General features: G+C 65.1%; 20 protein-coding genes. 6 read left to right on the plus strand and 14 right to left on the minus strand.

Features of this window, described 5'->3' with window-relative positions; genetic code table 11:
• Nucleotides 1–14: 14 nt before the first annotated feature.
• Nucleotides 15–1,379: an MFS transporter gene (locus ACW178_RS10540; protein ID WP_287395441.1), complete on the plus strand. Its 1,365-nt coding sequence runs from the start codon at nucleotides 15–17 to the stop codon at nucleotides 1,377–1,379.
• Between the two features lie 150 nt (nucleotides 1,380–1,529).
• Here the strand turns inward: ACW178_RS10540 and ACW178_RS10545 are convergent, their stop codons facing one another.
• Nucleotides 1,530–4,385, minus strand: a complete 2,856-nt coding sequence (locus ACW178_RS10545) for a TonB-dependent receptor (RefSeq protein ID WP_492024538.1) — start codon at nucleotides 4,383–4,385, stop codon at nucleotides 1,530–1,532.
• A 302-nt stretch (nucleotides 4,386–4,687) separates the two neighbouring features.
• Here ACW178_RS10545 and ACW178_RS10550 point away from each other — a divergent pair, with 302 nt between their 5' ends.
• Nucleotides 4,688–6,244, plus strand: a complete 1,557-nt coding sequence (locus tag ACW178_RS10550; RefSeq protein WP_287103949.1) for a carboxylesterase/lipase family protein — start codon at nucleotides 4,688–4,690, stop codon at nucleotides 6,242–6,244.
• Nucleotides 6,245–6,249: 5 nt separating this feature from the next.
• Here the strand turns inward: ACW178_RS10550 and ACW178_RS10555 are convergent, their stop codons facing one another.
• The 5 genes from ACW178_RS10555 to ACW178_RS10575 all read right to left on the minus strand — a co-directional run bounded on the left by ACW178_RS10555 (nucleotide 6,250) and on the right by ACW178_RS10575 (nucleotide 11,240).
• Nucleotides 6,250–6,993, minus strand: coding sequence for an alpha/beta hydrolase (locus ACW178_RS10555; protein WP_492024539.1), 744 nt, complete (start codon nucleotides 6,991–6,993; stop codon nucleotides 6,250–6,252).
• Nucleotides 6,994–7,068: 75 nt separating this feature from the next.
• The gene (locus tag ACW178_RS10560) at nucleotides 7,069–8,508 is read right to left on the minus strand and encodes an IS1182 family transposase (protein WP_287105140.1); all 1,440 of its coding nucleotides are present in this window, start codon (nucleotides 8,506–8,508) and stop codon (nucleotides 7,069–7,071) included.
• Nucleotides 8,509–8,539: 31 nt separating this feature from the next.
• On the minus strand, nucleotides 8,540–8,830 hold the full coding sequence (locus ACW178_RS10565) for a hypothetical protein (protein WP_492024540.1): 291 nt from the start codon (nucleotides 8,828–8,830) through the stop codon (nucleotides 8,540–8,542).
• A gap of 53 nt (nucleotides 8,831–8,883) precedes the next feature.
• On the minus strand, nucleotides 8,884–10,170 hold the full coding sequence (locus ACW178_RS10570) for an MFS transporter (RefSeq protein ID WP_152950316.1): 1,287 nt from the start codon (nucleotides 10,168–10,170) through the stop codon (nucleotides 8,884–8,886).
• Nucleotides 10,171–10,253: 83 nt separating this feature from the next.
• Nucleotides 10,254–11,240 (minus strand): 2-keto-4-pentenoate hydratase, encoded by a 987-nt coding sequence (locus ACW178_RS10575; protein ID WP_287103947.1) that lies wholly within the window; start codon nucleotides 11,238–11,240, stop codon nucleotides 10,254–10,256.
• Between the two features lie 18 nt (nucleotides 11,241–11,258).
• Here ACW178_RS10575 and ACW178_RS10580 point away from each other — a divergent pair, with 18 nt between their 5' ends.
• On the plus strand, nucleotides 11,259–12,308 hold the full coding sequence (locus ACW178_RS10580) for a LacI family DNA-binding transcriptional regulator (protein WP_224764259.1): 1,050 nt from the start codon (nucleotides 11,259–11,261) through the stop codon (nucleotides 12,306–12,308).
• Nucleotides 12,309–12,363: 55 nt separating this feature from the next.
• Here ACW178_RS10580 and ACW178_RS10585 read toward each other — a convergent pair whose 3' ends face one another.
• The gene (locus tag ACW178_RS10585; protein WP_182714294.1) at nucleotides 12,364–13,026 is read right to left on the minus strand and encodes an RpiB/LacA/LacB family sugar-phosphate isomerase; all 663 of its coding nucleotides are present in this window, start codon (nucleotides 13,024–13,026) and stop codon (nucleotides 12,364–12,366) included.
• Nucleotides 13,027–13,250: 224 nt separating this feature from the next.
• On the opposite strand from ACW178_RS10585, the gene kduD reads away from it, so the two are divergent.
• The 3 genes from kduD to ACW178_RS10600 all read left to right on the plus strand — a co-directional run bounded on the left by kduD (nucleotide 13,251) and on the right by ACW178_RS10600 (nucleotide 16,832).
• Nucleotides 13,251–14,009 (plus strand): 2-dehydro-3-deoxy-D-gluconate 5-dehydrogenase KduD, encoded by a 759-nt coding sequence (kduD, locus tag ACW178_RS10590; RefSeq protein ID WP_054765844.1) that lies wholly within the window; start codon nucleotides 13,251–13,253, stop codon nucleotides 14,007–14,009.
• A 19-nt stretch (nucleotides 14,010–14,028) separates the two neighbouring features.
• Entirely contained in the window at nucleotides 14,029–15,072 is a 1,044-nt protein-coding gene (locus tag ACW178_RS10595; protein WP_287103945.1) for a sugar kinase, read from the plus strand.
• Nucleotides 15,073–15,182: 110 nt separating this feature from the next.
• Nucleotides 15,183–16,832 carry a pectate lyase gene (locus ACW178_RS10600; protein ID WP_287103944.1) on the plus strand — a complete coding sequence of 550 codons (1,650 nt, stop codon included), beginning with the start codon at nucleotides 15,183–15,185 and terminating at the stop codon, nucleotides 16,830–16,832.
• 45 nt (nucleotides 16,833–16,877) lie between these two features.
• On the opposite strand, the gene ACW178_RS10605 is transcribed toward ACW178_RS10600, so the two are convergent.
• From ACW178_RS10605 to mreC, 7 genes are all read right to left on the minus strand, one after another.
• Nucleotides 16,878–18,377, minus strand: coding sequence for a UxaA family hydrolase (locus ACW178_RS10605; protein WP_287103942.1), 1,500 nt, complete (start codon nucleotides 18,375–18,377; stop codon nucleotides 16,878–16,880).
• Nucleotides 18,378–18,380: 3 nt separating this feature from the next.
• On the minus strand, nucleotides 18,381–19,826 hold the full coding sequence (locus ACW178_RS10610) for a mannitol dehydrogenase family protein (protein ID WP_492024541.1): 1,446 nt from the start codon (nucleotides 19,824–19,826) through the stop codon (nucleotides 18,381–18,383).
• 32 nt (nucleotides 19,827–19,858) lie between these two features.
• The gene (gene uxaC / locus ACW178_RS10615; protein WP_287103939.1) at nucleotides 19,859–21,274 is read right to left on the minus strand and encodes a glucuronate isomerase; all 1,416 of its coding nucleotides are present in this window, start codon (nucleotides 21,272–21,274) and stop codon (nucleotides 19,859–19,861) included.
• 197 nt (nucleotides 21,275–21,471) lie between these two features.
• Nucleotides 21,472–22,626: a rod shape-determining protein RodA gene (gene rodA / locus ACW178_RS10620; protein WP_182714300.1), complete on the minus strand. Its 1,155-nt coding sequence runs from the start codon at nucleotides 22,624–22,626 to the stop codon at nucleotides 21,472–21,474.
• Nucleotides 22,623–24,620, minus strand: a complete 1,998-nt coding sequence (mrdA, locus tag ACW178_RS10625) for a penicillin-binding protein 2 (RefSeq protein ID WP_492024542.1) — start codon at nucleotides 24,618–24,620, stop codon at nucleotides 22,623–22,625. Before mrdA ends, rodA begins: the two co-directional genes overlap by 4 nt.
• A complete protein-coding gene (locus ACW178_RS10630) occupies nucleotides 24,617–25,135 on the minus strand; it encodes a hypothetical protein (RefSeq protein WP_287104064.1) in 519 nt (172 codons plus the stop codon). Before ACW178_RS10630 ends, mrdA begins: the two co-directional genes overlap by 4 nt.
• A complete protein-coding gene (gene mreC / locus ACW178_RS10635) occupies nucleotides 25,132–26,253 on the minus strand; it encodes a rod shape-determining protein MreC (RefSeq protein WP_054765853.1) in 1,122 nt (373 codons plus the stop codon). Before mreC ends, ACW178_RS10630 begins: the two co-directional genes overlap by 4 nt.
• Nucleotides 26,254–26,307 lie beyond the last annotated feature (54 nt).

The raw sequence follows: 26,307 nt of genomic DNA on the forward strand, positions 1-26,307 counted from the left end.
AGCGATGCCAGCCTATGTCCGCCTCGACGACCCCCTCGTCAGAGTCGCTGGAACGCGACGCCGCCGCCCTCCATGCCCGTCATGACCATAGCCATGGCAAGGTGGACGCCGGGGAGATCGCCATTGGTGTGATCATCGGCCGCACGTCGGAGTTCTTCGACTTCTTCGTCTACGCCATCGCCTCGGTCGTGGTGTTCCCGCAATTGATCTTTCCCTTTGCGGGTCCGATCGGCGGCACCCTGCTGTCCTTCGCCGTCTTCGCCCTGGCCTTCCTGGCGCGGCCTCTCGGCACCGCCCTCTTCATCGCCATCGACCAGAAGTTCGGGCGCGGCGCCAAGCTGACGACCGCTCTGTTCCTTCTGGGCACTTCGACCGTCGCGGTCGCCTTCCTGCCGGGCTATGAGACGATCGGCATCGCTGCGGCCGTCCTGCTCGCCGTCTTCCGAATCGGCCAGGGCGTCGCCCTGGGCGGCGCCTGGGACGGGCTGGCGTCGCTTCTGGCCCTGAACGCGCCGGAGAACCGGCGCGGCTGGTACGCCATGATCCCGCAGTTGGGCGCCCCGATCGGATTGATCGTCGCCTCCGCCCTGTTCGCCTTCTTCCTGAACACCCTGTCGGCCGCCGACTTCCTGGATTGGGGTTGGCGCTATCCGTTCTTCGTCGCCTTCGCGATCAACGTCGTGGCTTTGTTCGCGCGGCTCCGCATCGTCGTCACCCCCAGCTTCCAGAAGCTGTTCGAGACGCGCGAACTTCAGCCGGTGCCGGTCCACACCGCTGTCAAGGCTGAGGGTCCGCGCATCGCCATCGGCGCCTTCGCCCCGCTGGCCAGCTTCGCCATGTTCCACATGGTCACCGTCTTCCCCCTGTCCTGGGTCTTCCTGTTCACCCAGGAGACGCCGGTGCGCTTCCTGCTGATCGAAATGGTCGGCGCCGCCTTCGGTCTTCTGTCCATCCTGGCCTCGGGTCTTCTGGCGGACCGTTACGGCCGCCGGACCCTGCTGGCGATCACCGCCGCCGGCATCGCCGCCTTCTCGGGCTTTGCGCCCCAACTGCTGAACGGCGGCGCGATCGGCGAGCTGACCTTCATGATTTCCGGCTTCATCCTGCTGGGCCTGTCATTCGGCCAAGCCTCGGGTCCGGTGGCCTCCAGCTTCTCCCTGGCGAACCGCTATACGGCCTCGGCCCTGACGTCAGATCTGGCTTGGCTGTTCGGGGCCGGGTTCGCTCCCCTCGCCGCCCTGTGGATCTCCAGCCAGTTCGGCCTGATCGCCGCCGGCGCCTATCTGCTGTCCGGCGCAATCTGCACCCTGGTCGCCCTGTGGCTGAACCGCGAACTGGCCCGCAGCGCCTCGGACAAGCAACGCGCCGCAAAGGCCTGATCGCCAACCGGTCTGACCTTCCAACCCCGGTTCCGCCCTGCGGGACCGGGGTTCTTACTGCGTAAAGGCAAACCCAGGGCCTTTCATGCAAAACGGGCGATGCCTAAGCATCGCCCGTTCGGCCGCACGATGGACAGGAAGGCCCGTCGATCAGAAGCGGTAGCGCGCCCCGATGTAAATCTGGCGGCCGGTGTGGTGGTAGACATAGGTGCTGTCGCGGGAGCCGCCCAGGTCGCCGTGGTTCTGACGGTTTTCCTCGTCCGTCAGATTCAGCCCCTCAACCGACAAGCTGAGGTTGTCCGTCAAGTTGTAAGAGGCGGAGGCGTCGATCGTCGTCGTCTCGGACTTGCCCTGGAACGGAATCAGACCCGCCGCGCCGTTTGAACCCGGGACATTCTGGTAATAGGCGTCGCGGTAGGCGGCTGAGACCCGCGCGTTCAGCTTGCCGTCGTCATAGTAGAGGGTCGCGTTCCAAGCCTCGGGCGACAGGTTCACCAGATCCTCAGTCACGATGACGGTGCAGCTCGCCGTGGTGCAGTAGTCGATCTCAGACTCGACGTGGGTGTAGTTCAGCAGCGCGCCGATGTTGGACAGCGGCCCCGGCAGGAAGCTGAAAGTCTGCTGGTAGCTGATTTCAAACCCCTTCAGCGGCCCCCCTTCCGTATTGGTAGGGGTGCTGAACACATAGGGCGAACCGGGCGGCCGGGTGGAGACCGCCGGGAAGGCCACGGGATTGAGCGCCGTCAGTTCGCCGTAGGTCAGGGTCTGCTGGGTCGTCTGCACGAAGGTGGAGATGTCCTTGTAGAAATAGGCGAAAGACAGCAGGGCTTCGGGCGCGAAATAATATTCGACCGACAGATCATAGGTCTTGGCGCGATAGGGCTCCAGTTCGACGTTTCCAAGCGAGGCGGTGTTGCTCGATGCGTTGACCGCGCTCAGCGCGAAGACCGGAACAAGGCTGGTGACCGGCGGACGCGACATCACCTTGGCGGCGCCGAAGCGGACGATCAGGTCCTCCATCGGCTCAATCGCGACGTTCAGCGACGGCAGGGTGTCTTCATACTCGTTCTGGCCCGTCACCGGCGTCGCCACCCCGCCGACGTTGGAATAGCCCAGGGCTTCGACCTCGGTCTTGACCTGACGCACGCCGACATTGCCGCGGACCGGCAGGCCCATGATCTCCAGATTCCAATCCGCCTGAACGAAGCCGCCCGTGTCGGTCTCCGTCACCTCGCGCCAGTTGCCGTAGGTAGAGGGGTTGCCGTTCAACCCGACCAGACGGAAGTCGCCGCCGGCCACCCCGGTGTCGCAGTTGCAACGATAATCCCAGACGGTTTGCAGCGCCTCCAGGTCCGGACGGATCCAGGATGTCGCCGCCCCGGCGGGCAGGTCCAAATTCTTGCCGAACCCGGTCCGCAGATCCGTCACATCCGCCATGGTCACCCCAGCCGGAAGCGCCGGCGCGCCATTCGCCAGCCGCGCAAAGGCCCGGCTGCTTGATTCATATTCCTTGCGGCTGACGCCCGCCTTCAGGGTCAGACGCTCGCTCAACTCGAACGCAAAATTGGCTTCGCCGGTGGTGTAGACATTGTCCTGAAAGTTGGCGCTGGAGCGCAGCTCGGACCGGGGCTGGGCGCCGGTCGGGCCGACGATGGACCATTGCGCAGGATCGGTGACGTCAAAGCCCCAGTTGATGGCCGGAAGATTGCGATTTTCCCGGAAATCATAAGAATAGCCGTCGACATTCTGTCGGTCGATGATGGCGCTGACCTGCACCGGATTGCCGAAGCTCGATTCCGCCCGGCCAATCAGGCCGTTGAACCTCAGCCGATCCGAGAACTCGTGTTCGACCGCAAAGGTCATCTGCTTGAACTCAGTCTCCAGGACGTCGAACCGCTGCTCGCTGCGGATGTCCATGTCGTCGAGCCGGGCATAGGTCATTTCGCCGGTGTCGGGATCGATTGCAAAATCGACGATGTCCACCTGGGGCTTGCCGCCCTGATCGGCCCCGCGACTTAGGGACCAAGCTTGCAGGAAGTTCTCGCTGCGGGTCGAATCCAACTTGGAGTAGAGCATATCCAGGGTGAACAGGGTCGGACCGTTGCCGGGCCGCGCCTGAAGCGAAAGGGTCGCGCCGAGCCGCTCTTGACCATGTTCAAGGCTGCCGTAGCGCGGAATACGCGGATGATAGGTGTTCGCCGGGCTGGGCAGGACGCTGCCGTTCTGGAAACCCCCGTCGGCGCTGGCCGGGCCCCAACGGACGGAGCTGAAGCCTTCTTCGAGGCTCTCACGTTCGCTGTAGGCGATGGAAAACAGGGCGCCCAGCTGATCGTCGGCCCAGGTGTTGGAGATCAGGCCCGCGAAGCGGGGGCTCCAGTCTTCCGACAGGTCATTGTAGCCGTACTGGCCAGACAGCGCGCCTTGGAAGCCCATCTTGTCGAAGGGTCGGCTGGTCCGAAGGTCCACCGTGGCCCCCAATGAGCCCTCCTCCACCTCGGCCGAGGAGGTCTTGCGCACCGTGATATTGTTGAAGAGCTCCGAGGCGAAGACGTTGAAATCGAAGCCCCGCCCTCGGTTGACGCCGCCGGAAGAATCGGTCGCCCCGGTGGAAGCCTGGGCTTCGATGCCGTTGATCCGCGTCCGGGTGAACTCCGAACTTAGACCCCGGACGGTCAAGGTGCGGCCTTCGCCGGCGTCGCGGTCAATGGACACGCCGGGAATACGCTGGATCGACTCGGCGAGGTTGGTGTCAGGGAAATCAGCGATGTCTTCGGCCGAGATGGCGTCCACCACGCCAGCCTCGCGTCGCTTGATATTCAGGGCGTTCTGAAGGCTGGCCCGAAAACCGGTGACCACGATCTCATCAACCTCAGTGGCGTTCTGCGGCTGGGGCGCCGTCTCGGTCGCCTGAGCGGCGGCGTCGTGCGCCATGAGCGCGAGGGTCAAGGCGCCGAGCGATGCGGTCGCGGTCAGGGCGCGTTGAGCGAATTTCTGGCGTGGGGTCATTTGGTTTTCTCCTCCCGTTCATGGCCCTCGGAGATCAACCGCCTCCGTTCAGCCGCCCGCTGCTGGCGGACGACACCGGTGTCAGCTTTGGTTTGCCAAAGTACTGCTACCGGTGTCATAGTTGTTGTACGCACAGTCGCCTTTCTATTGCAAGACGGACGTCTGACGGGTTTTCGAGGCCCGCGCATCATAGGCAAGGCGGCCTTGCCGACCATTACCGACCGGGCGACAGAACACCGGCGACAGGGAAGGACATCAGGTTGAAGCAGCCCCTCTCCAGCAGTTCCGCAGGACAGACGCCCATGACGCGGCGAACGGCCTTAGCGGCGGGTTTGTCCGCCGCCGTTATAGCGCAAACGGCGACGGCAGGGCCGCGCGCCTCGGCGCCGCGCGTGACGACGACGGCTGGGCCCGTCATCGGCCTGCGGGAAAGGGAGCTCAGCGTCTTCAAGGGGATTCGCTACGGAGCCCCGACACGGCGATTTCGGCCGCCCGAACCGCCCGTGCCTTGGCGGACGCCGGTCCTCGCCGTCCAGTTCGGCGCCGCCGCTCCCCAACGCGGGGATGAACCCAACCAAAGCGAAGACTGCCTTTTCTTGAATGTCTGGACCCCTGGCGCCGACGCCGCTCGGCGGCCGGTGATGGTCTATATCCACGGCGGCGCCTACGCCACCGGCTCGGGCTCGCACCCCCTCTATGACGGCTCGCGACTGGCCGCAGAGGAGGACGTGGTCGTGGTCACGCTTAATCATCGCCTCAACGCCTTCGGCTACGCCTATCTAGCGCGGCTCGTTCCAGGCTTTGAAGACTCCGGCAACCTCGGTCAGCTTGACCTGATCCTCGCGCTGCGATGGGTTCGCGACAATATCGCGGCCTTCGGCGGCGATCCTGATCGAATCATGCTGTTCGGCCAGTCCGGGGGCGGCGCGAAGATCGCCACCCTGATGGCCATGCCGGCGGCGGAAGGCCTGTTCCACTGCGCCGCCACCATGAGCGGTCAGCAGGTCACGGCGTCCGGACCGATCAACGCCACCACTCGCGCTGTGACGTGGTTGAAGGCCCTGGGGCTGACACCCGATCGCGCGGCCGAAGCGGCGACCCTGCCGGTGGAGCGCCTGCTCGAAGCCCAGGCGGTGCAGGACCCGATTCTCGGATTCGGCGGGCTGTATTTCGGCCCGGTCCTAGATTTCCGCGCCCTGCCCCGACATCCCTTCTATCCGGACGCCGCGTCCTCGGGTCTCAAGACGCCCATGATCATCGGCAATACGCGCGAGGAGACGCTGGGCTTCATGGGCGACGATCCCAAAAACCAAGACCTGACCTGGGACACGCTGCCGGGCCGATTGACGCCGTCCGTCATGCGGATCGACGTCGCGCCCGAGGTCGTCGTCGACGCCTATCGTCGCATGCATCCCGACTGGTCGCCCGACCAGGTGTTGATCGCCGCGACCACGGCCGGCCGCTCCTGGCGTGGCGCGCTGATCGAGGCCGAGGAACGCGCCAAGGCCGGAGCGCCCGCCTGGGTCTATCAGCTCGACTTTCCCGGCGTCATGGCCTCTGGCCGCAAGGGCGCCTTCCACACGGCGGACATCCCCCTGGTCTTCGGAACTGTCGCCTCGCCCGAATCCCGCGTGAACGGTCCTGGCGCCGAGACCGTCTCAGCGGCCATGCGAAAGGCATTCGCCGCCTTGGCGCGGGACGGTGATCCGAACCACCCGGGCCTGCCGCGCTGGGACCGTTACGAACTGCCACAGCGCCAGACTCTGCTGTTTGATGTCGAGCCACGCATGGCGAACGATCCCAGGGGCGACGAGCGCGCCTTCTTCGCCGCCATTCCCTATATCCAGCCCGGAACCTGACCCGCCTAGAGCGGCACGTTCAGCCGACCGGCCCAGGCCCGGACCAAGTCAGGCCAGACCTGGGCGGGCCGGCCCTGGATCAGACGTACGCCGAAGCCGTGGCCGCCTTCTTGAAAGAGGTGTGCCTCCGTCGGCACGGCCGCAGCCTTCAGCGTCCTCAACAGTTGAAGGCTGTTCTCGACCGGGACCGCCAGGTCGTCCATGGCGTGAAGCATGAAAACCGGCGCGGCGTCCCGCCAATCCATCGCCTCCAGAGAATAGGCGCTGATCTGGTCCGCTGCGGGAGCCTGGCCCAGCAGATGGGTTCGCGAACCCTGGTGGGCGTAGGGATCAGCCATGGTGGCCACCGGGTACATCAAGACCGTCAGGTCGGGCCTTAGCGAAACGGCATCTTCGGCGTCGATGGCGGGATAGGTCTCATCGCGCCTGGCGCTGAGCAATCCTGCGAGATGCCCGCCCGCAGAGGCCCCGAGGACGCCGATCCGCGCCGGGTCCACTCCATAGACGTCCGCGCGTGAGCGGATCAGCCGCATCGCCCGTTGCGCATCCTGTAGCGGGGCGTCCGGCCCGGCGGCCCAACCATCCGCTGGAAGTCGGTAGCGAAGCACGAAACAGGTCGTACCGGTCGCCGCAAAAACGCGGGCGACGTCGTAGCCCTCTTTGTCGAGAACCGCCCAACGGTAGCCGCCGCCCGGGATCAACAGCAGGGCTGAGCCGTTGGGCCGTGCCGGCCGAAAGACTGTCAGCATAGGGTCGAGGCCGTGTAAAAACGTGCTGAGCGACGGCGGGGCGGAGGTTGAGACGAAGCGCAGGACGCCTCGTGCTCAGGCCCGGATCGCCTCCATCAACGGCCTGGTTCCCATCACCGCCATCACCCGCTTCATATTGTAGGCCAGGATGTGGAGGCTGATCTCGGTCTTCACGTTGGGCAACCGCTTCATCAGGAAGTGGGAGTGGCCCATCCAGGCCTTAATGGTGCCGAACGGGTGTTCGACCAGGCTTCGCCGTTCACGCATGGCTCTGGGCCTCAGGTCCATTCGGGTTTGAAGGGCATCGATCACCGCTTCATGCTCCCACCGCGTGACCTTTCGTTCGACCGCAGGCGTGCACTGAGCCTTGATGCTACAGCCTGTGCAACTGGCCCGATCCCAGTACCGATGCAGCGTCATGCCTCTTTCGACGACGGTCATGTGGTACGGAAGCAGGGAGCCGGCCGGGCAACGGTAGACGTCTTGATCTGGCAGATAGACGAAGTCCTGCTTGCCGAAGCGCCCATTCGCCTTTGCGCCTGACGTCAGCGTCTTTGGCACGAAGGGCGTCGCGCCCAGGGCCTCACAGGCCAGGATTTCTTCGCCGGAGAAGTAGCCCCGGTCCGCCAGCACATCGAGCCTCTCCACGCCCATGGCCTCCTTGGCCTGACCCGCCATGTTCGCCAGCTGTTGCTTGTCCGAGCCGGTCATCACCACCTCGTGGGCGACGATCAGGTGATGCTCGCCCTCGACGGCGGATTGGACGTTGTAGCCGACGATGCCACTCCCCCGGCCTGACGTCGCCATGGCGCGGGCGTCGGGATCGGTCAGGGACACCTGGCCGTCCGGCGACGCCTCGACCTCAGCCTCCATGACCTTCAGCATCGCCATCTGGGCGCGAAGGCGATCGATCTTCTCGACCAGCCTCACCGACCGTGCCTCCACGCCATCCCCCTCGTGCCGATCGGCCGTATCGAGGTCCTCGAGGTAGCTGGCGATGTGCTCGGCAACCTGCTCGATCCGCCGCTTCACCTTGTAGGCGGTGAAGTTCTTGTCGCGGGTGTTCACCGCCTTGAACTTCGAACCGTCGATGGCGACGAGGGCCGATCCGAACAGGCCCAACTGTCGGCACAGCACCACGAACTGCGCACAGGCCGCCTGGATCGCAGGGCCATTCTCGCGGCGGAAGTCGGCGATGGTCTTGTGGTCCGGCGCCAGCCGCCCCGTTAGCCACATCAGTTCGACGTTGCGCTGCGCCTCACGCTCCAGTCGCCGGCTCGACTGCACCTTGTTCAGGTAGCCGTAGACGTAGAGCTTCAGCAGCATGGCCGGGTGGTAAGCGGGCCGTCCCGTCGCTGCGGGCGTCATCCCCTCAAACCCCAGCCCCTTCAGATCCAGCTCGTCGACGAAGACATCGACCACCCGGACCGGATTATCCTCGGCCACATAGTCATCAAGACACTCGGGAAGCAGCGTCTGCTGCCGGCGATCTGCACCCTGAACGAAGCGGCTCATACCCACCTCCTGCTGACCTCAGAAGGCTAAGCTAATTCGCTCCATACCAAGACGTTTTTACACAGCCTCGGTCATCGGTGTACTGGGCGTAGCGGTCGTGAAAAGCCGGATCGGTCGAACGCTCCGGCACGATCGGCGTGAGCCGCACCCCCTCCCCGCCCGGCGCGCCGCGGGGCCACAACCAGATCGTTTCGTCGGGGTCAGGCGGCGCGGCCGCCTGCCGCTCTCCAGCAGAGAAAGCCTCGGCCGCCGCCGGTCGTCCGAACGCCAGCCCGCCTGCGGCGAAGACCAGGCCGAGCAGATGTCTTCGAAGCAGCTTCATCTCTTCATCCAAAAAGAAGCGGCCGGACGAGTGATCGTCCGGCCGCGCTTTGATCAGACCTTGGCCGGAGCGTACTTCGGCGAAAGCAGATGCACCACCAACAGGGCGATTAGATAGGCTGAAGCCGCCACGATGAAGATCGGCGTATAGGTGCCGATCTGCTCCAGCACATAGCCGGCGTACTTCGCCATCGCCATGCCGCCGATGGCCCCCAACATGCCCCCGATCCCCACGACCGAACCGACCGCCGAGCGCGGGAAGACGTCGCCCGGCAGGGCGTAGAGATTGGCCGAAAAGCCCTGGTGGGCCGCGGTGGCCAAGCCGATGATGCCGACCGCCACCCAGAGGTTGGACGCCATGGCGGCGAAAGCGACCGGGACGGCGCACAGGGCGCAGATCAGCATGGTGATCTTGCGGGCCCTATTGACGCTCATGCCGCGGTGCATGAAGCGAGACGACAGCCAGCCGCCGCCGACCGATCCCACGTCCGACAACAGGTAGATGGCGACCAGCGGGGGGCCGAAGGATTTCAGATCAAGTCCGTAGGTTTTGCCGAGGAAGTCCGGCAGCCAGAACAGGAACATCCACCAGATGGGGTCGATCAGGAACTTGCCCAGGGCGTAGGCCCAAGTTTCCTTGACGCCCAACAGCTTGGTCCATTTGACCTTTTCAACGACATCGGCAGGATCCTGCTCGATATAGGCCAGCTCGGCAGCCGACAGCCGCTTCTGTTCGCGCGGCCGGCGATAGACCAGGAGCCAGATCGGCAGCCAGATTAGGCCCAGCAGGCCGGTGATGACGAAGGCCAGTTGCCAGCCGAAGGCCAGAACCAGACCCGGAACGATCAGGGGCGTGACAATGGCGCCGATATTGGTGCCCGCGTTGAACAGGCCCGTCGCCAGGGCGCGTTCCTTCTTTGGGAACCACTCGGCGACGGCCTTGATGCCTCCAGGGAATCCGCCGGCCTCGCCGACGCCCAGGAGCATGCGCGCCATCATGAAGTGCGACAGATCCCGCGCCGCGCCGTGCAGGATGTGGCCGATCTGCCAGATGCCGAATGCCACGCCCAAGCCCCAGCGCGCGCCGACGCGGTCCATGATCCGGCCCCAGAGCAGATAGGCCACGGCGTAGGAGGCCTGGAACCAGAAGACGATGTCGGCGTAGTCGGTCTCCGACCAACCGAACTCGGTTGACAGCATGGGCTTCAAGAAGCCGATCATCTGGCGATCGACATAGTTGATGACCATGGCTGCAAACAGCAGCCACATGATGATCCACCGATACTTGCCCGGCGACGGCGCCTTGATCTCAATCGGTCCTGCGCTTGACGCGTCGGTCATGATTATTCCCGTTCCTGATGGTTCCTCACGCGTCCCGGCTCTCTCGTCCCTCAACGGCGGCCAGGTTGACGTGTTTAAGAAGATTACTGCGCTTCAGCCCTCACGACCGAGCAATGGAGTTCGGCAACGCCCCTGAATACGCATACGGCCTGATCCCCTGCATGGACCCGGTGTACGCCGGTGACAGCGCCGGTGGAGATCAACATGCCGGCCTTCAGCGGTCGGCCCCATCGGGCGCAATGCTCGGCCAAGAAACGGACGGACTCCATTGCGCCGCCCTGAAGCGACGCAGAACCGCCGACGCCGACGCTCTCGCCGTTGACGAAGGTTTCGACCTCGATCGCCTCGAGCCGCTCGCGCCAATCCGCCAACTCAGGCCCGATGATCAGGCCGCCGTTATTGCCGAAGTCTGAGGCGACGACTGCGGAGCCCAGGTCATTGATCGCCGACAAGGGGCTGCCCGCCAGCTCGACCCCCACGAAGATCTTGTCGATCGCCGCGACGGCGTCCGCCAAGCTCCAATCCGTTTTGTCGGGGTCCAGATCATGACCGATGCGGGCGATGAACTCGGACTCGACGGCTGCAAAGCCGCCCTCGATCTCCGGCAACGCCGTCGCGGCGCCTTCAGCGCTCGCCCAAACATTGCGTGCAAAGATGGCCCCGGCCAGTCGGTGAACCCCCAGCTCCGGCTGCTGTGAAGGCGGCACTCCGCCGACCTTCCATCCGACGACCTTGTCGGGAAACCGCTCTATGGCGGCGGACTGGATCGCATAGGCCTGGACCATGTTTTCCGGAATCCGGCCTGGATAATCCGGCGTGGCGCGGCAGGCGAGTCTCGCCGCCACGAAGCGCGCCGCGATCTGATCTGGCTCTGCGGCGACAGAGGCCATCCCGATTTCGGCGATCGGCGTCGCGCTCATGACGCGACGCTCACGAATGAATAGGTGCGGATCAAGGTAAGGCCTCGCAAACAGGCCGCGATAAGAGCGAGGGAGGAAACCGGTGTCAATGCGCTTTGAAGAGGTTTGTAGCGTCCGGCGCGAGTCGGCGTTATGGCTGAAGCTCGACAAGAAGGAAGGAGCCGCACCTTGGCTCAAGACGATCCGCGCCCCGGCAAGACGGCTAAGCGGGCCACCATCAACGACGTCGCCCGCGTGGCGGAAGTGTCCAAAAAGACCGTCTCGCGCGTGATCAACCAGTCGCCGTTCGTGCGCCAGGACACGCGGGAACGGGTCAATGCGGTCATCAAGGCGTTGGGCTTTACGCCCGATCCCCAGGCGCGCGGGCTGGCGTTCCGCCGCTCTTTCCTGATCGGCCTGATCTACGACAACCCCAGCCCGACCTATGTCGTCAATATGCAGCAAGGCGTGCTGGACGCCCTGAAGGGTTCGGGGCTGGAACTTGTCGTCCACCCTTGCAACCGCAACTCCCCTACTCTGCTTGAGGACATCCGAGGCTTCGTGGAGCGGCAAAGGCTCTATGGCGTCATCATGCCCCCGTCGGTGTCTGAGGACGAGGCGGTCATCGCGCTGCTGCGCGAACTGGATTGCCCCTATGTCCGGATCGCCTCGGTGGCCCTGGATGAGCCGGCGTCGATGGTGGTGACGAACGACGGAATAGGGGCGGCTGAGGCGGCGAATCACCTTGCCGACCTTGGCCACCTGCGGATCGGTCTGGTTCGCGGGCCGGACCTGTTCCGATCATCGGCGGTGCGAAGCAAGGGCTTTCTCGACGCCCTGTCGGCGCGCGGGATTCCACTGGCGTCCGAATACGACTTCAAGGGCGCCTATACGTTTGAATCAGGCGTTGAAGCCGGCCACGCCCTGCTTTCCTTGGCCCACCCGCCCAGCGCCATCTTCACCCTCAACGACGACATGGCGATCGGGATCATGCAGGCCGCCCGCGAGCGGGGGCTGGAGCTGCCGCGCGACCTGTCGATCGTCGGGTTCGACGACCTGCCCATGGCCGCGCGGGTCTGGCCGAACTTGACCTCCGTCCGCCTGCCGATTCGCGACATGGGCCGCATGGCGGCCGAGAAGCTTCTGGCGCCCATGCGCGGCGTGGATGCGGCCCAGTTGAAGCAGCCGGAAGTCCGACCTGCTCTCGTGGTGCGGAAATCCGCTATTCCTGCGGCTTGAAAAAGCCTTTCCCAGAGGCGGCCGGCGCAGTTCACGCGCCGGCCGAGCCTTGGCCTTATGCGGGCTCCAAAGCCTTCGCGCCGCTTAGAACGCCCTTCAGATAATCACGAATACCTTCGTCCGTAGCGTTGGCGAAGAAGTACTCGGAAAACCGCTCGCCCGCGATCGCGGCTTTCAGCAAGTCCTGATCCATCTCCTTCAGCACGGTCAGCATGTCCTTGCAGGATGCGGCCTTCAGATCGCGCAGCACGCCTCGGTTCTTGCGCATGATCTCCGCACGTTCCTTGGGATAGCCCAGGCCGCGCTCGCCCTCGAACAGTTTGCGATACACGTCCTGAAGGTTCAGCTCCGCCGCCCAACCGAACCCCTTGGCATAGGGCATGGAGATGGCGTTTCCGTCATTGATCTGGCCGAACAGGAAGGCGTCGGTCGGATCAATGACCAGGCCGCAGAAGACGCCCGGCATGCTGTTGCAGGCCAGCATCGATCCCATGCCGGTGCCGCAACCGGTCACCACGAAGTCGGCGGCGCCGGAGTTGAGCAGGATGGCGGTCAGCACGCCGTTCATCACATAGGTCAGCGACGCCTTATCCTCGGCGGCGTACATTCCATAGTGGAACACCTGATGCCCCAGCGGCTCCGCGACGGCGGACAGAGCCGCATGCACCGTCTCGCTTTTTGCGGCCTGGCTGTTTTCGATAATGAGCGCGATCTTCATGGGGACTCCTCAAGGCGAGTTCAGGCGACATCGAACCATGTCGCGCGATTATGGGCTAATGGATTGCATCATAATATGACACCGGTTACCTAGTCCACATGGGGAGAGATGCAAGGTCAGCCGGATCGATTTCCCGGCGAGGCTGACAGAGCGGAACATTAGCCCTTGCCGCATCACACCCGCTAAACGGCGTCGCAAAAGGCGCAGACTAGAGGAAACACAATATGACCACTCCATTCGACCTCACCGGAACAGTCGCCCTGGTCACCGGCGGCAATGTGGGCTTGGGCCAGGGAATCGCTCTGGCTCTGGCGGAAGCCGGCGCCGACATCGTTTCGGTCGCCCTGTCGGATTCCGACGACACGGTCGCCAAGGTGAAGGCCATGGGACGCCGCGCTCATGCGGTCAGCGCCGATCTGACCTCGATCGAACCGGTCGAGCGCGTGGTTCAGGAAACCCTTGAGGCGATGGGCCGGATCGACATCCTGGTCAACAATGCGGGCCTGATCCGCCGCGCCGACGCCGTGGACTTCACCGAGGCCGACTGGGACCTGGTGATGAACATCAATCTGAAGACCGTCTTCTTCCTCAGCCAGGCCGTGGCCCGTCACTTCATCAAACAGGGCGAAGGCGGCAAGATCATCAACATCGCCTCCATGCTCTCCTTCCAGGGGGGCATCCGGGTGCCCTCCTACACCGCCTCCAAGTCGGGCGTGGCCGGCCTGACCAAGCTGATGGCCAACGAATGGGCGCCGCACGGCATCACCGCCAACGCCATTGCGCCTGGGTATTTCGCCACTGCCAACACTCAGGCGCTGCGCGAGGACCCCGTCCGCTCGGCTGAAATCCTGGGCCGCATCCCGGCCGGCCGCTGGGGCGAGCCTTCGGACCTCGGCGGGGCCGCCGTCTTCCTGGCGAGCCGAGCGTCCGACTATGTCCAAGGCGCCATCCTGCCGGTCGACGGCGGTTGGCAGGCGCGCTGAGCGACGGCTAGTCTGAAGCATGACCCACAGCGCATCTCCCCGCCGCATCCTCTGCTTCGGCGAGATGCTGCTGCGGTTTTCGCCCAATCAGCACGAGTTGCTTCTGCAGTCTCCCGCCCTGACGGTCCGTCCAGGGGGCGCGGAGGCGAATGTCGCGGTTTCCCTGGCCCAATTCGGCGCCCCCACGGGTTTGGCGACAGTCTTGCCCGACAACGTCCTGGGTCGCGCCGCGCGTGACGAAGTGCGCCGACACGGCGTCGATACCTCGACGGTCCTGTTCAAGGCCGGTCGAATGGGCCTGTACTTCCTCACCCCTGGGGCCGTAAGGCGCCCATCGGAAGTCCTGTACGACCGCGCCGGCTCCGCCTTCGTCGAACATGTCCATACGGCGTTCGACTGGGACGCCTTGCTGGACGGGGTGGAATGGCTGCACGCGTCCGGCGTCACGCCGGCTACGGGCCCTAACGGCTCGTCCGCCGCCGTCGCCCTGATAGACGCTGCGGCGCGCCTGGGGGTTAAGGTCAGTTATGACGGCAACTTCCGCGGAAAGCTGTGGGAGCAATGGGACGGCGATCCCCCGAGGGTCTTGGGCCGCATGCTGAGCGGCGCGACCCTGGCCTTTGCTGACGATCGCGACTTCGGCCTGGTGCTGAGGACGCGGTTCGACGACGCCGACCCCGCCGTCCGGCGTCGCGAGGCCGCAAAGGCCGCCTTCGACGCCTTTCCTCGTCTTCAACGCATCGCCTGCACCTTGCGGGTGCAAGACAGCGTCGCCGACCAGGCGCTTTCAGCGGTGATGCTGACGCGAGACGGTGGACGAATCGTCGAAACGCGGGCGGACGCCTTGCACATGGCCGGTGTCGTGGACCGGGTGGGCGGTGGCGACGCCTTCGCTTCCGGCGTGCTGTTCGGGCTCTGGAGCGGCTGGTCGGATCAGCAGGCGCTGGATTTCGGCTTGGCGGCCGCCGGACTGAAACATTCGGTTCCGGGCGATTTCAACCTGTTCTCGGCCGATCAGGTTCGGGCGGCCATGGGTGACGACGGGTTCGACATTCGCCGTTAGATCCCAAGCCGGATCCCGTCAAGACTCCCCTAGGAAACCGGTGTCAATCGTGCTTGATTGAGTGTCCAACCGGCCGCGAAGAGCCGTTTCAGAGGTCCAGGAGTTTCAGCATGCATGCCCCTTCCATGAGCCGTCGCGCCGTCTTGGCCGCCGGCGCCGCCGCCACATTCGTCGCCGCCTCAGCACCCGCCCTCGCTGTCGCCGCCTCGGCGCCTCAGCGGGACGCCATCCTGGCGGGGATGAAGCGGGCCGCACGCTTTATGACCGATGAGGCTGCAGTCGAAGGCGGTTATGTCTGGCAGTATCTGCCCGACTTTTCTCGGCGTTGGGGCGAGCTGGAAGCCGGCCCGACCATGATCTGGGTGCAGCCGCCTGGAACCGCGACCATGGGGCACCTGTTCCTGGACGCCTACCATGCGACCGGCGACGAATTCTATTATGAGGCCGCCAAGTCCGCCGCCGACGCTCTAGTCCGGGGCCAACACCCGGCCGGCGGCTGGAACTATGTCATCGACACGGCCGGCGAGGCTTCGCTGAGGCGGTGGTACGACACGGTCGGCAAGAACGCCTGGCGGTTGGAAGAATTTCATCGCTACTACGGCAACGCCACCTTCGATGACGCGGGTACGGCTGAGGCCTCGCAACTGCTTCTTCGCCTGTACCTCGAAAAGCGAGACCGCAAATATCTGGCGCCTCTGAACAAGGCGATCGATTTTGTCCTCGACAGCCAGTATCCGAACGGCGGCTGGCCTCAACGTTACCCCTTCGTGCAGAATGGCGGCGTCCACGGGCACGCTGATTACACGCCCTACATCACCTTCAATGACGATGTCGCAGGCGAGAACCTGGAGTTTCTGATCTACGCCTGGCACGGGTTGGCGCGGAACGGACGCGGCGATCCGCGCATCCTGGATGCGATCAACCGCGGCATGGATATCTTCGTCAGAACCCAACAGCCCCAGCCGCAGCCCGCCTGGGGACTGCAGCATTTCCCCGACACCCTAAAGCCGGCCGGCGCGCGGACGATCGAACCTCAGGCCTTCGTCACCCATGCGACGGGCACCAACATCAAGTCGATGCTCGGCTTCTACCGATTGACCGGGGACAGGAAGTTCCTTGAACGTCTGCCTGAGGCCCTGGACTGGCTGGATCAGGTCGCGACCAAACCACCGCTCAATATGCCGGGGCGGACCCATCCCACCTTCATTCTTGAAGGGGCCAACACACCGATCTACATCCATCGCCGAGGATCCAACGTCGCCAACGGCCAGTACTACGCCGACGACAATCCCGAGAATCTGATCGTCCATTACGGTTCGTTCCGGAACGTGGACACGCCCGCTCTCCGCGCGGAGTATGCTCGCCTCTCCGCCCTGCCGGTCGAGGCTGTGACGCAAGGGTCGCCGCTGAAGGCGCGACCGGGCTCTCTACGGCTTCCGACCTATTTCACCCTTCAGGACGTCGATGTCTGGGACATGTCCAGCGAGGCCAAACGGCCGTCGCCGGTCAGCGAAAGCCGCGTAGCCGAGGTTCTGGCCGGACTGAATGCGCGGGGATATTGGCCGACCCCACTGACGACGACGTCGAACCCCTACAGGGGCGACTCCCCGACCGCCGTGACCGGCGGCGAATATCAGATGACACGTGTCGGCGACGTCTGGGACACGTCGCCCTATCGGACCGACTACCCGGTCGAGGGCGTCTCCACCTCGGTCTTCATTCGAAACATGGGCGATCTGATCCAGGCGCTGGTCGCCTGACCGGAGCGGACGGCCCGAATGATCGGGCCGTCCGGTGTCAGTCCCTTAGAGGTAGGCGCCCACCTGCCAAGGGACGAACTCATTGTCGCCGATGCCCAGCGCCTCCGACTTTGAAGGCTCGCCAGAGGCCACGGCCAGCATCTTTTGGAAGATCCGTTCGCCGACGTCGGCCAGGCTGGCGCCCGTGAGAACCGGCGAAGCGTCGATATCCATGTCTTCGTCCATCCAGCGCGCCAATCTGGCGTTGGACGCGATCTTGATCGAGGGCGCCGGCTTGGCCCCGAAGACTGAGCCGCGGCCGGTGGTGAAGACGATCAGATTGGCGCCCGAGGCGATCTGGCCCGTCGCCGAACAGGGGTCGTAGCCTGGGCTGTCCATGAAGCTGAGCCCCCTGGCCGCCAGCGGTTCGGCATAGCCTATCACGTCGTTGAGCGGCGTCGACCCCGACTTGGCCACGGCCCCCAGAGACTTCTCCAGGATGGTTGTCAATCCGCCCTTCAGATTGCCCGGAGAGGGGTTGTTGTTCAGCTCCATCTGATGTCGCGCCGCATAGTCGCGCCACCAGGCCAGGCGCGCCTGCAGCTTGTCGGCGACGGCCTGTGACGCAGCACGGCGCAGCAGCAGGTGTTCGGCTCCCCAGATTTCGGGTGTCTCCGACAACAGGGCCGACCCGCCGTGGCTGACCAGCCGATCGACCGCCTCGCCCAAGGCCGGGTTGGCCGTGACGCCGGACCAGCCGTCCGAACCGCCGCACTGAAGGCCGACCGTTAGATGCTCGACCGACACGGTCGTGCGTCGTGTCTTGGCGGCCTCCGTGATCAGATCGCGAACGATCGCGACGCCGGCCTCGATCGCGCGCGCCGTTCCTCCGGCCTCCTGTATGGTCAGGGCGTGAAGGGTGGGACCGGCGTTCAGCCCCTCATTGGCGAGCCAGGCGGGGATTTGATTGGCCTCGCACCCCAGCCCCACGATCAGCAGGGCGTGAAAGTTGGGGTGGCGGGCATAGCCTCCCAGGGTGCGCTGCAAGAGGGCCACATCGGAAGACAGGGATGAGCCGCCGCATCCCCCCTGGTGGGTGAAGGCGACCACTCCGTCGACACCGTCCGGCAGGCCGTCATCAGGAAAGGCGTCGGCGATGCGGCGCGCCACTGTGGCGGAACAGTTCACGCTGGTGAGCACGCCGATATAGTTTCGCGTCCCCACTCGCCCGTCCGGGCGAACGATCCCCTGAAAGGTCGCGTCAGACCGCAGCGGCGGCGAACGCAGATCCGCCCCCACCTCGGCCTCTCGTCCATCGTCGGTCATCATCAGATTATGGATGTGAACGTGGTCTCCCGGCGCGATCGCCATGCCGGCGCGGCCGATGACCTGACCATAGCGACGAACCACTCCTCCCGCTTCCACAGCATGACGCGCGATCTTATGACCCGTGGGGATGTGGGTGCGCGCGGGGACGTCCAAGCCTTCGGGAGTCTGGCCTTCGGAAATGTCATCCAGGGCGATGGCGACGTCGTCGAGTGAATTTAAGACCAGAATGCGAGACATGATCTAGACCGCCGCCTCCCGCGCCGCCTCGACCGCTCCTTTGCGACACAGCGACAGATAGGCGTCCGTAACCGCCAGGGCGAAGCGGTCGTCCGCCGCCAGGCGCTGCGGAAAAACGGCCGCAAGCCTCAGAAGACTCAGCACCTGGTCGGCTTCATTGTCAGCCTCAGCCAGACGCCGGGCCGTTTCGGCGGCCAGCGGATCATCGACCTCGAAGCGCTCTCCCCCTTCCGTCAAACCCGATTGCCACCTCATCCAGGCCGCTACGCCCAGCGCCGTCGCCTTGATCCCGAGCCCTGCCGCCAAACGATCTGCGGCCGTCGCCAACAGTCGCTGCGGCAGCTTCTGAGAACCGTCGATGGCGATCTGGCGTGTGCGATGCATCAGGGCGGCGTTGCAGAAGCGCGCCATCAGGGCGTTCCGATAGTCGGCGATCACCAAACCGGGCGGCGGCTCCAACGTCGTCTCGACCTCGTCCCACAGGGCTTCGACATAGGTGCGGAAAGACGGCACGCCCACCACCTCATGCACATGTTCGAAGCCGGCCAGGGCCCCCAGGTAGGACAAGGCGGAGTGAGCGCCGTTCAGAAGTCTCAGCTTGGCGTTCTCCCAAGGCTCGACGGACTCCGCCAACTGAACGCCCAGGCCTGGAAAGTCCGGTCGCTCGCCGGCGAAATGGTTTTCGATCACCCACTGGGTGAAGGGCTCCGTCTTGACCATGCCTTGATCCTCGACGCCGAGCCGGCCGGTCAGTCGCGCCACGTCGTCGGGGGTGGTCGCAGGAACGATCCGGTCGATCATGGTCTGCGGGAAGGCGCCATGACGCCTGATCCAGTCGGCCAAGTCAGGGTCGATACGGCCCGCCATCGCCAGCACGGCCGCCCTGATTCTTTGCCCGTTCTGCGGAAGATTGTCGCAGCTGATGACGGTGAAGGGTTTGAGGCCCGCAGCCTTGCGCGCCTTCAACGCCGCAACAAGGAATCCGGGGGCCGTGCGCGGCGCCTCCAGATCGGTCAAATCCGCGGCCACGTCCGGATCATTGAAAATCAGATCGCCGCTTGCGGGGTCGATACGGTAACCCTTTTCGGTGACGGTCAAGGTGACGATGTGAACCTCAGCCCTCGCCATGGCGGCCACCAGGGCGGCGGGGTCTTCTGGGCCGACCAGGACGCCGCAGCCCGCGCCAATGACGCGAAGATCCTCACGCGCCCCGTCACGCACCACCAGGGTGTACAGTCCCTCTTGGGGATTCAGTTGGTCTCTGACGCCCGGTGACCGCAGCGAGGCCCCGAGAACCCCCCAACGCAGGTCGCCGCCGGCCAGGGCGTCGTCGAAGACAACCGCCTGATGGGCGCGGTGGAAGGCTCCCACCCCCAGATGCACCACGCCGGTCTTCACCTCCGCTCGGTCATATTTGGGCTGAGCGACGTCCAAAGGCAGTCGCGACAAGGCCTCTGAGTTCAGCCGGGACGTCGGACCGCTCACAGCTTGTAGGCCGCCTTGACCAGACCATAGGTCAGGGCGTGGGCGACCTCGTGCGCCTCGTCCTCCTCGATCCTATGCTCCACCACAAGCCGGGCCAGGAAGCCGCAGTCCATGCGGCGCGCCACATCGTGACGGGCCGGGATCGACAGGAAGGCGCGGGTGTCGTCATTGAACCCGACCGTGTTGTAAAAGCCGGCGGTCTCGGTGACCTGTTCGCGGAAGCGGCGCATGCCCTCTGGGCTGTCGTGGAACCACCAACTGGGGCCCAGTTTCAACGCCGGATAATGACCGGCCAGCGGAGCCAGTTCGCGGCTGTAGCTGGTCTCGTCGAGGGTGAAGACGATCAAGGACAGGCGCCTGTCCGCTCCAAAGCGATCCAGCAGCGGCTTCAAGGCCCTGACGTAATCGGTCGGGGTGGGAATGTCGCATCCCTTGTCGCGTCCAAAGCGATCGAACACCGTCGCCGAATGATTGCGGAAACTGCCGGGATGCAGTTGCATCACCAGGCCGTCCTCGACCGACATGGCGGCCATTTCGGTCAGCATCTGGCCGCGAAACAGCTCGGCGTCCGCAGCTGTCGCAGACGCCGTGGATACGCGACGGAACAGAGCCTCGGCCTCTCCTCTCGGCAGATCCGCCGTAAAGGCGGTCGGATGGCCGTGGTCGGTCGAGGTCGCGCCCCTTTCGATGAAGAAGGCGCGACGGTCGCGGAGGGCTTGAAGATAGCCGTCCCAGCTCATGACGTCGCGACCGGTAAGATCGGCCAGGCTGTGCAGATTGTCGCGGAAACCCTCATAGTCCGGATCCAGGACCGGGTCGGGTCGAAATGCGGTCAGCACCCTGCCTTTCCAGCCTGACGACGCGATGGTCTTGTGGTGATCCAGGGTGTCCAGCGGGCTCTCGGTGGTGGTCAGAACCTCGATATTGTAGCGTTCGAACAGGGCGCGTGGCCGGAAACCGTCGGTTTTGAGGGCGGCGTCGATGACATCGTAATAGTGGTCCGCCGTCTCGCCCGACAGACGCACATCTAGGCCGAACACCTCGGCATAGACCCAGTCATGCCAGAGGCGCGAAGGCGTGCCGCGAAACAGGTGATAGTTCTCGGCGAACCGGCGCCAGATTTTCCTGGGATCCGTCTCCACAGGCCCGCCGTCGACGCGCGGCACGCCCAGATCCTCCATCGCCATCCCCTGCGAATACAGCATTCGAAAGACGTAATGGTCGGGCGTAATCAGCAGCTCAGCCGGGTTGGCGAAGGCTTGGTTCAGGGCGAACCAGCTGGGGTCTGTATGCCCGTGCGGACTGATGATCGGCAGATCTTTGACAGCGTCGTACAGCCGCCGCGCGACTGCGCGGGTTCCCGCATCGGCCGGAAACAGGCGGTCGGGATGTAGTCGGAGCGGCTGGGTCATGAAATCCTTCCCTCAGTTCCCGCCGGTCGGACGCGACGAGTCGTTTCTGTTCCTCCTGTTACAGGGCTGAGGACAAAAAAGACACCGGTTACCTTAGTAGTCTAGTCTGCCTACGGCGCACGCTGAATCTGCGGCGCTGTAATCAAACGTGCGAGGTCTAGGCGGACGGCCTGCCGAGGCGCGCTTTTCAATCGGCCTCAGATCAGCCCATGGCCCTTCGGCAGTTCGGCGTATCGATGCACCCGCGTCGCCATGACGAGGCCGAAGCCGATCATGACGGTCAGCATCACGGTGCCGCCGTTGGACAACAGCGGCATGGGCACGCCCACGACCGGCGCAAGCCCCATAACCATGGCGCCGTTGATCAGCACATACATGGCGAAGGTGGCGATCACGCCGGACGCCGCCAAACGGCCGAAATGACTGTGGGACAGGGACGCTATTCGCAAAGAGATCAATATGATGGCCGCATAGGCGCCGAGCAGGAAGAAGGCGCCGACGAAGCCGAACTCCTCGGCGAAGGCGGCGAAGATGAAGTCGGTGTGCCGCTCGGGCAGAAACTCCAGCTGGCTCTGGCTGCCCAGGCCGTAGCCCTTGCCAAGAAGCCCGCCCGAGCCCATCGCGATCTTGGATTGGACGATCTGATACCCCTTGTCGGCCATGTCCGCCTCAGGGTTCAGGAAGGTCAGCACCCGGTGGCGCTGATAGTCGTGCATGCCGAACATCACATAGGGCGGGACGGCGACCGTGGCGACGGCGGCGACGGCGGCGATGATCTTCCAGTTCAGACCGGCCATGAACATGATGGCCGCGCCGGTTAGGCCGATCAGCATGGCCGAGCCCAGATCCGGCTGGTGCGCCACCAGCAGGAAGGGCATGCCGATGATGGCGACGGGAATGATCAGCTTCCAGTGAAAGCTCGCCTCCTTGGCCGAGGCCCCGTGGTACCAACGCGCCAGGGCCAGAACCACGCCGATCTTCATGATTTCCGAGGGCTGTATGCGGGTCACGCCCAGGTCAAGCCAGCGCGTGGCGCCGAGCGCGGTGTAGCCCAACGGCGTCTCGACGAGAGCCAGTAGGAACAGGGCCACGCCATAGATGGGATAGGCCAGGGCGAACCAGTAGCGAATGTTGATCATCGACAGCCCCAGCATCAGCACCAGGCAGACGCCGAACCGGATCAGGTGTTTAGCCGCCCAGGGTGACCACGAGCCGCCCCCCACCGAATAGAGCATCATTGCGCCCGCGCCGCCTACGGCGCAGATGAGCAGCAGAAGCCGCCAGTCGAGCTGGCTGATCTTGGTCGAAACGCGCTCGCGCTCGCCGGGACGAGACAGGGCGGAAGCGGTCATAAGCGCGGCTCCGTCGATGGGGGAAGCGGATCAACCGCCTCCGGCGTCGGCGCCGCCGGCTCGACGGTCGAAGGCTGGGTCAGGTCCGTCGTCTCTGTCGGCTCGGGCGCCGGCGGGCGTTCCATTCGCGCGCGCATCTCCGGATCCTTCAGCAAGGCGACCTTCATCACCTCCCGCGCGCGCGGCGCGCCGGCTGTACCGCCGCCCATGCCGCCGTGTTGCACAATCACCGACACGGCGTAGCGGGGATTGTCCGCCGGCGCGAAGGCGATGAACAGGTTGTGGTCCTTCTGGGCCCAGGGCCGGCCCGCGCCCTTGCGCGACCCGGCGCCGTAGTTCTGCGCCTGCGCCGTCCCGGTCTTGCCCGCCATGCGGATGTCGCCGAGGCCCAGTTGGCTGTTCCTGAAGCCGGTCCCGCCGACGTCGGTCACCGCCTCCATCCCTTCCCGCATCACCTGCACGAAGGCCGGATCATAGGGCAGGTCGGCGAAGCTGCGGTCGCCCCCCTGCTCCACTCCCCCGATCGACTTGATCAGCCGCGGTGTCACGGCCTTTCGGCCATTGGCCAGTCGCGAAGCATAGACGGCCAATTGCAGGGCGTTGACCGTCAAGGCGCCTTGACCGATGCCGTAGCTCGGCGTTTCGCCCGGATACCATTTGCCGTCGCCCCGCACGGGATTCTTCCGCCGCCATTCTCGGTCAGGCACCAGGCCCGGCTTCTGGCCGGAGATGCCGATGTCGTAGGTCTGGCCGAATCCCATTTCGCGCGCCGTCTCGGCGATGGCGTCCGGCCCGACCTCGACCGCCAGGGTCATGAAATAGACGTTGCAGGAGTTCTTGATCGCCGAACGCATGTCCTGCGAACCGTGTCGCCCCAGGCAGGCGAACCGCCGCCCCAGATAGTAGGCCCCGTTGCAGACGATCCGTCGGTTCGGGTCGCCGCCCCGTTTCAACGCCGTCAGCCCGACGACCGGCTTGAAGGTCGAGCCGGGCGCGAACGTCCCCGTTAGAGCCTTGTCCAGCAGCGGGCGACGTTCATAGTCGGCCAAGGCGCGATAGATGCTGGAACGCACGCCCCCCACAAACAGGTTGGGATCGAACGAGGGGGCGGAGGTCATCGCCAGGATGTCGCCGTTGCGGACGTCCATCACGACGCAGGCCCCGGACTCCTCGCCGAACACCTCCAGCGCCCGGTTCTGAATGTCGGCGTCGAGGGTCAGAACCACTTCCTGCCCGGGAACCGCCGGGCGGGAGCCGCCCACATCCTCGGCCACCACCCGACCCCGCGCGTCCACCTCGACGCGATTACCGCCGGGCTCGCCGCGCAGGGCCTCGTCCAGCGCCTTCTCCACCCCTTGCCGGCCGATGCGGAAACTGGGGTTGAACAGCAGGGGCGGAACCTCCTCCCCCCTGTCGCGGATGGCCTTGACGTCCCGATCGGACACCTTGGCCACATAGCCGACCACATGGGCGAAAGAGCCGCCGAAAGGATAGTAGCGGGCGTCGTTCATATCGGCCATGACGCCCGGCAGCTCGTTGGCGTACAGATTGACCTTGGCGAACTCCTCCCAGGTCAGGTCGCTCTTGACCGGAACCGGGTTGAACTTGGACGAGGCGTTGACGTCGCGGATGATGGCGCGGCGGCGTTCCAGGGTGTCGGGAAGCAGCCGACCCAGCAGGTCAAGGGTCTGGTCCAGGTCCTTGGTTTCGTCGCGCACCACCAGCACTCGGAAACTGGGGCGGTTGCCGGCGATGACGACGCCGTTGCGATCCTTGATCAGGCCCCGAGGCGGCGGAACCATGCGGAAGTTGAACTGGTTCTGCGACGAGAGCGTCGCATACTCCTGCGCCTGCACGACCTGGAGCTGGGCCAGCCGTCCTACAAGCGCCGCCACGCCGAGGGTCGCCAGGCCGCCGAACACGAAGGTGCGCCGCAGGAACGAGCCCTGTCGTTCATTGACGTCGGCGAAAAAAATGGAAGGTTCGCCGCTCATCGGAAGCGAATGTCTCCATCGTCGAACCGCTCAAGCATCCAGTCAGCGACCGGATAAAGCAGGAGGGTCGGCACGATCTGGCCGATCAGCGACAGAATGGCCGGCGGATTGCCCGCCCGCACCGTCACGATGACATAGGCGAACAGAAACGCCCCCAGGGTGCAGGCCACATACCAGGCGAACCGGATCAGCCCTTCGTGTCCGGCCAAAAGATTGCGCGACAGAAGCAGGACGCCATAGACCCCCATCAGACACAGGGCCCACATGCCGAGCGGGCCGTTCCAAAACAGGTCAAGGAACAGGCCCAGGGCGAACAGCACAGCCGGCGCCGTCATCGACGGACGGATCAAGGGCCAGGCGAAGGCCAGAACCATGGGCACGACCGGCTCCGGCAAGGTCAGGCCGAAAAGCTGGGCGGGGGTGGCAAGGACGATGGTCGCCGCGGCCGCCACGAGGGCCGGATAGAGGATCCATTGCAAAGGCCCGACGACGCGGACCGCAACCGGCCGTCTCACGCGGCGCCTCCCGGCGCAGGCGAGGGTCCGCCCGGCGGAGTCTCAGGCGTGGACTGATCCGGAGCGGCGCGCGGAGCCGGACCGCGCTGAACCGACGGCCCGGCGGTTGCGGCCTGCGAGGCCTGGGCCTGCCGCGTGCGTTCGGCCTGGGCGCGTGCGGCCGCTTGCCGGCGTGCGGCAACGTCCGCAATCGCAGCCGCCTGTTCGAGGCTGGGCTCGGGCGCCGTCCCCAGACCCGCCAGGGGCGGCGCATTCAGGGCGTTGGGATCGACCAGTTGGCCGAAGTCCTGGAACAACAGCACACGCACATAATCGACAGCGCCACGATCGCTGAACAGTTTGACGCGCCAGCTGCCGTCAATGCCCTTGGCGGCGACGCCGATCGGTATGCCGCGCGGCAGTCCCCCACCGTCCCCAGAACTCAGAATGCGATCACCCGGCTGCACCGAGCCGGCTCCGCGAACAAACTCCAGACGCGGGTTGTCGCTGCCGTCGCCGGTGAGAAGCGCCCGCGCATCGGTGCGATCCACCAGGACGGGCGTCCGAGACGCCACATCGGTCAGGAGCACCATGCGGCTCACGCCTCCGGTCGCGCCCGTCACGCGACCGACGAGGCCGTGTTCATTGATCACCGGATTGCCGATCCGCACGCCGCGGCGCGTGCCCACGTCCAGAAGCTTGGCCCGATTAAAGGGTCCGCGCGCGTCGGAGATGGCGCGCGCCGTGATCATCGGAACGGGCGGCTCAGTCCGCAGCCCCAGCAAGGCTTCATAGCGCGCGTTGACGTTCTTCAGGGCGATGGCCTGGTCGCGCCACGGTTGGAGTTCCGCCAATTCCGCCTTGAGTTTCCGATTTTCCGACACCGCGAAGAAATAGCCCCCGACATAGTCGGTGACGGCGCCGACCCAGCGCACCGGCGCGGCCAAGATCCCGCTGACAGGTCCAGTCACCGTATCAGCCGCTCCGCGCACGGCGCCATAGCTGGAACCGCCGTCGACGGCCTTGCGATCGCTCACCAACAGGAGGCCGGCGGCCACGATCGACACGACGACGACAACCGCGGCGGTCCAGACCAGCGGCACCTTCAGGTTTTCAAAGGGACCGTCGCGAAACGCCACGGGCGACCTTCCACAAAAGGGGTTGGAATCGACAGGCGATCCCTGTCGTTCTGC

It is taken from the genome of Brevundimonas sp. AVps4 (assembly GCF_058681525.1).

Excerpts from the sequence above, each read along its gene's own strand:
- ACW178_RS10540 (WP_287395441.1), top strand. The coding sequence starts at position 15 with ATGTCCGCCTCGACGACCCCCTCGTCAGAGTCGCTGGAACGCGACGCC.
- ACW178_RS10545 (WP_492024538.1), bottom strand. The coding sequence starts at position 4,385 with ATGACCCCACGCCAGAAATTCGCTCAACGCGCCCTGACCGCGACCGCA.
- ACW178_RS10550 (WP_287103949.1), top strand. The coding sequence starts at position 4,688 with ATGACGCGGCGAACGGCCTTAGCGGCGGGTTTGTCCGCCGCCGTTATA.
- ACW178_RS10555 (WP_492024539.1), bottom strand. The coding sequence starts at position 6,993 with ATGCTGACAGTCTTTCGGCCGGCACGGCCCAACGGCTCAGCCCTGCTG.
- ACW178_RS10560 (WP_287105140.1), bottom strand. The coding sequence starts at position 8,508 with ATGAGCCGCTTCGTTCAGGGTGCAGATCGCCGGCAGCAGACGCTGCTT.
- ACW178_RS10565 (WP_492024540.1), bottom strand. The coding sequence starts at position 8,830 with ATGAAGCTGCTTCGAAGACATCTGCTCGGCCTGGTCTTCGCCGCAGGC.
- ACW178_RS10570 (WP_152950316.1), bottom strand. The coding sequence starts at position 10,170 with ATGACCGACGCGTCAAGCGCAGGACCGATTGAGATCAAGGCGCCGTCG.
- ACW178_RS10585 (WP_182714294.1), bottom strand. The coding sequence starts at position 13,026 with ATGAAGATCGCGCTCATTATCGAAAACAGCCAGGCCGCAAAAAGCGAG.
- kduD (WP_054765844.1), top strand. The coding sequence starts at position 13,251 with ATGACCACTCCATTCGACCTCACCGGAACAGTCGCCCTGGTCACCGGC.
- ACW178_RS10595 (WP_287103945.1), top strand. The coding sequence starts at position 14,029 with ATGACCCACAGCGCATCTCCCCGCCGCATCCTCTGCTTCGGCGAGATG.
- ACW178_RS10600 (WP_287103944.1), top strand. The coding sequence starts at position 15,183 with ATGCATGCCCCTTCCATGAGCCGTCGCGCCGTCTTGGCCGCCGGCGCC.
- ACW178_RS10605 (WP_287103942.1), bottom strand. The coding sequence starts at position 18,377 with ATGTCTCGCATTCTGGTCTTAAATTCACTCGACGACGTCGCCATCGCC.
- uxaC (WP_287103939.1), bottom strand. The coding sequence starts at position 21,274 with ATGACCCAGCCGCTCCGACTACATCCCGACCGCCTGTTTCCGGCCGAT.
- rodA (WP_182714300.1), bottom strand. The coding sequence starts at position 22,626 with ATGACCGCTTCCGCCCTGTCTCGTCCCGGCGAGCGCGAGCGCGTTTCG.
- mrdA (WP_492024542.1), bottom strand. The coding sequence starts at position 24,620 with ATGAGCGGCGAACCTTCCATTTTTTTCGCCGACGTCAATGAACGACAG.